This window comes from Paraburkholderia lacunae (assembly GCF_003353175.1).
GTDB classification, from domain to species: Bacteria; Pseudomonadota; Gammaproteobacteria; order Burkholderiales; family Burkholderiaceae; genus Paraburkholderia; species Paraburkholderia lacunae.
In genome coordinates this window covers 1-6,059 of sequence record NZ_QHKS01000069.1, presented here as the reverse complement: position 1 = coordinate 6,059, position 6,059 = coordinate 1, and the positions used below count along the sequence as shown (strand labels likewise).

The 6,059-nt window shown below is 59.4% G+C and carries 4 protein-coding genes and 2 pseudogenes; 5 read left to right on the top strand and 1 reads right to left on the bottom strand.

Annotation, left to right across the window (positions count from 1 at the left end; all coding sequences use genetic code 11):
- Positions 1-300: 300 nt before the first annotated feature.
- The 5 genes and pseudogenes from DLM46_RS38570 (at position 301) to DLM46_RS38550 (ending at position 5,594) form a co-directional block, all read left to right on the top strand.
- Entirely contained in the window at positions 301-933 is a 633-nt protein-coding gene (locus DLM46_RS38570) for a hypothetical protein (protein ID WP_115110261.1), read from the top strand.
- Complete coding sequence (locus DLM46_RS38565; protein WP_115110258.1) at positions 930-2,933, top strand: helix-turn-helix domain-containing protein; 2,004 nt, start codon at positions 930-932, stop codon at positions 2,931-2,933. The genes DLM46_RS38570 and DLM46_RS38565 overlap by 4 nt, the downstream gene beginning before the upstream one ends.
- Positions 2,934-2,961: 28 nt before the next feature.
- A pseudogene (locus DLM46_RS38560) lies at positions 2,962-3,939 on the top strand (AAA family ATPase).
- Between the two features lie 76 nt (positions 3,940-4,015).
- Positions 4,016-4,630, top strand: a complete 615-nt coding sequence (locus DLM46_RS38555) for a hypothetical protein (RefSeq protein ID WP_208866446.1) — start codon at positions 4,016-4,018, stop codon at positions 4,628-4,630.
- 295 nt (positions 4,631-4,925) lie between these two features.
- Complete coding sequence (locus DLM46_RS38550; protein ID WP_115110255.1) at positions 4,926-5,594, top strand: haloacid dehalogenase type II; 669 nt, start codon at positions 4,926-4,928, stop codon at positions 5,592-5,594.
- A 342-nt stretch (positions 5,595-5,936) separates the two neighbouring features.
- Here the strand turns inward: DLM46_RS38550 and DLM46_RS38545 are convergent.
- Positions 5,937-6,059, bottom strand: a pseudogene (locus DLM46_RS38545) (IS630 family transposase); the annotation flags it as partial.

Below are 6,059 nucleotides of genomic sequence, written 5' to 3'. Positions count from 1 at the left end.
GGCCAAAGAGCGATCGTGTTGTCACTTTTATTTCACTTCGAATCGCAATGAAAGCGTCAACTCACGTAAGTCCGTATTAATTTTGTCAACTGGCCTCCTACACTTCGAATCCCGTCCATAACCGTAGGCCGTAATGAATCTGTCACTACCCCTCCCTAGCAACCACGTGCCAAACCGCGATCGTGTTGACACATTTATTTACCTTCGAATCGCAATATAAGCGTCAACTCACGTATGTCCGTATTAAATTTGTCAATCTGCCTCCTACACTTCGAATCCCGTCTGCAAAGCGTTGATCTCATGGAAGATTCTCTGCACATCGCAGAGCCGGTCGCGCTCGCCCGTCCGCGCGGTGCGCATCGGTTCGAAGCGTTCAGCCCAAAGCTCGGGCGCCGCGTGATGTTCTACCGGCGCCCATTGCTCGAACAATGGCTTCTGCTCGAGGCGGCCCCGAATGTGATCACCTTCTGCGAGCGCCCGGGCTATGTGCTGACCGATGGTTCTCGTCGCCTCGCCGACTTTTGGGTGCGTTATTCTGACCGTTATGAATTAGTTATCCTTAGCGACTCATCCACCGAGGATAGTGTTAATGCAACATGCGGCGATCTCGATGGTAATGCGTTTCCGATCCGGCTCGTCGCACCGGCTGAGCTCGCCGCTGCGCGTATATGGACCGACAACTGGCAGCGCATGCTCCCTTACCTTGTCGCCAACCGCAGGCTCGTTCCACCAGCCTTGCCGCGAGCGATCATCCTGTTCTTAGGAGAACCACGACGATTGCTCGCTATCGAACGCGAACTCTCAGCGGGCGATCCGGTCCTGGTCAGGACCGCCCTGTTCGGCCTGCTTCATCGCGGTCAGGTCTGTGCACCCGAGCTTCACACGCAACCGCTATCGCTGCTCACGTCATTCGCGGCGGAGGCGACATCATGAATCGCCGCAAACCGGAGTTACAGTCAATCGATGTGAGCGCCTGGCCTACTGTCGCCTTTACCGAACTGGACGATGTGGTGCGGCGCACTTTCGAGACGCGTCAACAAGCCGTGCTGCGCTACACCGCCGGAGAGTCGATCAAGGCAATCGAACAATCGACAGGCATCAATCGCCGGCAGCTGTACCGCTGGCTCGAGCGTGCGCAGACGCCACACCCTGATGGGCGTCCGTTCGGGTTTCGGGCGCTCATTCGCTACGTGCGCATCGAGGAGTATGTGCGCGTGCGCGACGTGCGCGTGCGGGGCGAGCACGGCAGTCGCGGCACAGCGGGCGCTCTGATGCAGCTTTTCGAGCGCTACCCCACGTTGACGGGATGGCTGCTCCTTCAGCTCAAACAACGCAGGGTACTGCTTGAGCAGATACATACGGACGGCCACTTACGCACGCGACTACGCGGTTTGCAATCGTTGCACGATGAGTTCCTACGCCAATGCCGATCGGTAGGTCTGACAGCGGCCGACTATCCGTTCAACACGGCAGATCATGCAATTCGCTCGCTTTCGCGACGGTTGAGGGCGGAGATGTTGCGCAGTTTCGGCACGGCGGCCCGCTCGGCGGGCGCGTCGCACCTGAAGGGTTTGCCGCGCCTCGACGACGCGGGTACACCCGCGGCGGCCCGCCCGTATCAGGTCGTTGAATTCGACGGTCACCGACTCGACATCCGGCTCAAAGTAGTCGTGCGCGATCCGCTCGGCTTTGCGCATGAATTCGAAATGGAAAGGGTATGGCTCCTTGTGATCATCGACGTGTGCACACGCGCTGTGATCGGCTACCACATTGCGTTGGCAAGGGAGTACAGCCGCTACGATGTCGTCAAGACCATCGAGAACGCGCTCGAGCCCCATCGCCCAAGAATCTTCACGATACCTGGTCTCGCGTACGGACCGCAGGACGGCTTTCCGTCAGGACGCTTGCCCGAACTGGCGTATGTGACCTGGGAGTGGATGAAGCTCGACAATGGGAAGGCGAATCTGGCAAACGAGGCGCTGACGGCGTTGTGCGAGTTCGTCGGCTGCGTGGCTGACGCCGGGCCGAAATACAGCCCCGACGAGCGGCCCTACATCGAGCGGTTCTTCGGCACGATCGCCAGCCGCCTGTCATCCCGATTGCCTGGCTACACGGGTTCCCATCCGCGAGACCTGCGTCGGGCGCTTGCCGATCCTAAGGGCGACTTGCGCCTCTACGTCTCGCTCGATGAACTGGCGGAACTGGTTGAGTACGCCATTTCAAGCTACAACGGCACTCCGCACCGCGGCCTGAACAATGCGACGCCACTGGAGGCGATGGAGTACTTCGTGCGCGGCAAGCAAACGTTGTTGGCCTGGCTCGCTGAACAGCATCGCCGAACGCTCTGCCTGATGCAATCGGCAAGGCGGTGCCGCGTGCGGGCTTACCTGGAGCAGGGCGTGCGTCCGCATATCAACCTTCACGGCGTGCGCTACACGAACCGTGTGCTTGCAACCAGTACCCATCTGATCGGCCAGTATCTGCTGATCTACATGAATGCCGACGACCTGCGCTCGGTACGCGCCTTCCTGGCTGATGGCACGGAGTTGGGCGTGCTCGAAGCACAAGGCGCGTGGCGGGTGGTGCCGCACAATCTTAAGCTGCGTCAGGAGATTCGCAAGCATGTGGGCAAGCGCCGGCGGCACGCCGACGTGGATATCAATCCGATCGAAGCCTACGTCCAGCAAAAATTCACGCAGGCGAAGAAAACGCGCAAGGCAGCGACCGAGCTCGCCCATGCGATCTGCTTGCTGGCATCGGCCCCAACCGTGCGTACACCGGTCGGTCCGACTCGCCCGGCCGAGACAGAGACTGCGGTAACACCGGGCGCCGCGCCAACGACGGACGCGCAGGCGGCCACGGTCGTCGAACTCGCGCCACGTACGTCGGTGCGTCCACGAAAACTCTCGATCGGTACCGGTCAGGTCTTTTAACCTCGTCGCTCACGTTAGGAGCTGCATCATGTCGCTTCAGATACCTCGTCCGATCGATCTCACGCTGCACCCACTCGTCACGGGCAATTACCGCCTCGCCACGCCCGCGATCGAGGCGTTCTATGAGCTCGTCACGCGCTGCCTGCGCTACCGAATCATGGGGGCGCTCATCTACGGCCCGTCGCGAATCGGCAAAACCCGCGCGATCGAGTATGTGCGGCTTCTGCTTGCGCGCCAATACCCGAAGATGACGAGCTACCATGCGCAGTGCTAGCACAAGCCACGGCACGCCGAAGCGCCGTTCTTCGCGAACCTGCTGGAGGCCGTGGGCGATCATAGTCCCAACACCGGCACGAGTTCGACCAAACGCACACGCCTGTCGCTGCGCATTCGCGAGGCAGCCGCCCGCGCCGGCAGCGGCACGGTGCTGCTCTTTTGCGACGAGGCGCAACGCTACAACGAGAACGAATACGAATGGCTACGCGACGTGCACGACGCGCTAGATCGCCAGCAAATCAAGCTCTTCACGTTCCTCGTCGGCCAGGACGAACTGCTCGCGCAGAAGACGGCGCTGCAGGTCGCCGGCAAGACTCAAATCGTCGCACGTCTCATGGTCGAGGAGCTCGCGTTCTATGGCATCCGCAATGGCGAGGATGTCGCCACCTGCCTGAACGGTTACGATCAGACCGCCTACCCGGAGGGTACCGCTTGGAGCTTCACGCGGTTCTACGTGCCGCAGGCGTTTGACGCTGGCTATCGCCTGACCAACGACGCCGACGTACTGTGGCGGGCGTTCGAGGCCGCACACCATAAGGCGAGCTTGCCGGGCGCCCTCGAAATCCCGATGGAGTCGTTCGCCCGCGCCGTCGAAATCGTACTCAAGGAAAGCGAACTCAAGGATGCGCCGGGGTACTGTCCCGAGGCAGCCTTGTGGACCTACGCGGTGCGACACTGCGGCTATGTTCAGTCCCGCCATGCTACCGGACGCGTGCTTGCCCCCGCGTAGTGCCGCGTCGCTCAAGCCGCCACGCTTTCCGATTCTGACGTTTAATGACCGACAACTCTCGCTCTCGTCAGGCAGCGTGTTCAACCTGAAGTGGTTGATGCCGGGGGAGTCCCTTGTCTCGATCCTGTGGAAGTTCGCGTGCGCCAATGCGTTGCCCGGTCACGTGCTTGTCCACCTGATGAGCCCCGATGTTGACCCGTCTGAAGGCGTGGCGCCGGTGAGCGACGGCATTGACCTCCTGCGCCTGTGTCGCATCCTCCCCCTGCCCGTGAATGTGTTACGGATATCGTTGCTTGATGCCACGCTCCCCGGTCGGTATCTCTCAGTCTTCCGGTTTTGCCGACTGTGCACGGCCCACGGCTACCACAGCGTGCTGCATCAGCTCGAGGGTGAAGATCGCTGTCCGGCGCATCTGCAATCGCTCGAAACACGTTGTTCGCACTGCCACGGCGAGACGCCCTACGTCGTTAACTCCAGCGTGATCGAGGCGCCGTTTCGATGCGTCTGGTGCCGTTCCCATTTCAGTTACGGACATCTTTCGCTCCTCTGCACAACGCCTGCGATGCGCAGGCAGGACCGCATCGCCATCCGTCGTCGACTGCTTCTGTGCTCAGGCAATCACATCAACGACACGGTTTCGAAGGTGCACCATCTGTCCGCAGTTGAGACCGGCGAGAGCCCAGGCTGTTGACAGTTTTATTTCGCTTCCTGTAAGTACCTGAATCTACAGAAATTAGCCCCCTGGCTGCATCACCGGGACCGCGAAGTGACAGATTTATTAGCGCAGTGTTGACACTTTTAATACGTACTACGATTGCGCCACACACTATGCCGTCTGAGCCTTTAATACAACGTTGAACTCCTGTTTTGCGGCCAAGAACCAACGACATCTCCATTTTTAGGATGCTTAAATACTCCCCACAAATCCACTTCCTTTTTCCACCACCCAACTCTTCACGGGTTCACAAAACGGTAGGACTGAGACAATGATCGATTTCGAGCCAAAGTACATTACCTTCGACTGCTACGGCACGCTGACGAAGTTCCGCATGGGCGACATGGCCCGCGAGATTTACGGTAACCGCCTCCAGGGCGTAGAACTGGAGCGATTTGTCGCATTTTTCTCGGGCTATCGCCGGGACGAGGTGCTCGGCGCGTGGAAGCCATATCGTGACGTGGTGGTCAATGCAGTGCGCCGCGCATGTAAGCGCCTGAACGTTGAGTTTATCGAAGCGGAAGCGGAACTGTTCTACCTCGCCGTGCCGACGTGGGGTCCGCATCCCGATGTGCCGGAAGGGCTGTCGCGTCTCGCGAAGAAGTACAAGCTCGTGATTCTGTCAAATGCATCGGACGATCAGATCCAGAGCAACGTGGACAAGCTCGGCGCGCCGTTTCATCGCGTGTTCACCGCGCAGCAGGCGCAATCTTACAAGCCGCGCATGCAGGGCTTCGAGTACATGTTCGACCAGCTGAACTGCAACCCCGAGGACGTGTTGCACGTGTCGTCGAGCCCGCGCTACGACCTGATGACGGCACACGACATCGGCATCAAGCACAAGGCGTTCGTCAAACGCGGGCACGAGCCGGACGCGCCGTACTACGAGTACTACGAAGTCGACACTATCGGCGATCTCGCCACGAAACTCGGTCTGTGACTCTTTGGCTCCCCCTCTATCCATGCGCAAGGACCCTTGACTTGCGTAGGCCGTAATGATTCTGTCACCGGCCTTCCCTAGCAACCACGGGCCAAAGAGCGATCGTGTTGTCACTTTTATTTCACTTCGAATCGCAATGAAAGCGTCAACTCACGTAAGTCCGTATTAATTTTGTCAACTGGCCTCCTACACTTCGAATCCCGTCCATAACCTATTGATCTTATGGAAGATTCGCTGCGCATCGCAGAGCCGGTCGCGCTCGCCCGTCCACGCGGCGCGCATCGGTTCGAAGCGTTCAGCCCAAAGCTCGGGCGCCGGGTGACGTTTTACCGGCGCCCGTTACTAGTGTCCCGAGTTAGAAATTCGTAGACAAAATCGCTTGACGCTGGCGAGGATGTCGTCGGCCGATTTGGTCCAGTTGAAAGGTCTCGGATCAGTGTTGTTGATCTGGATGTATTGGCGAAT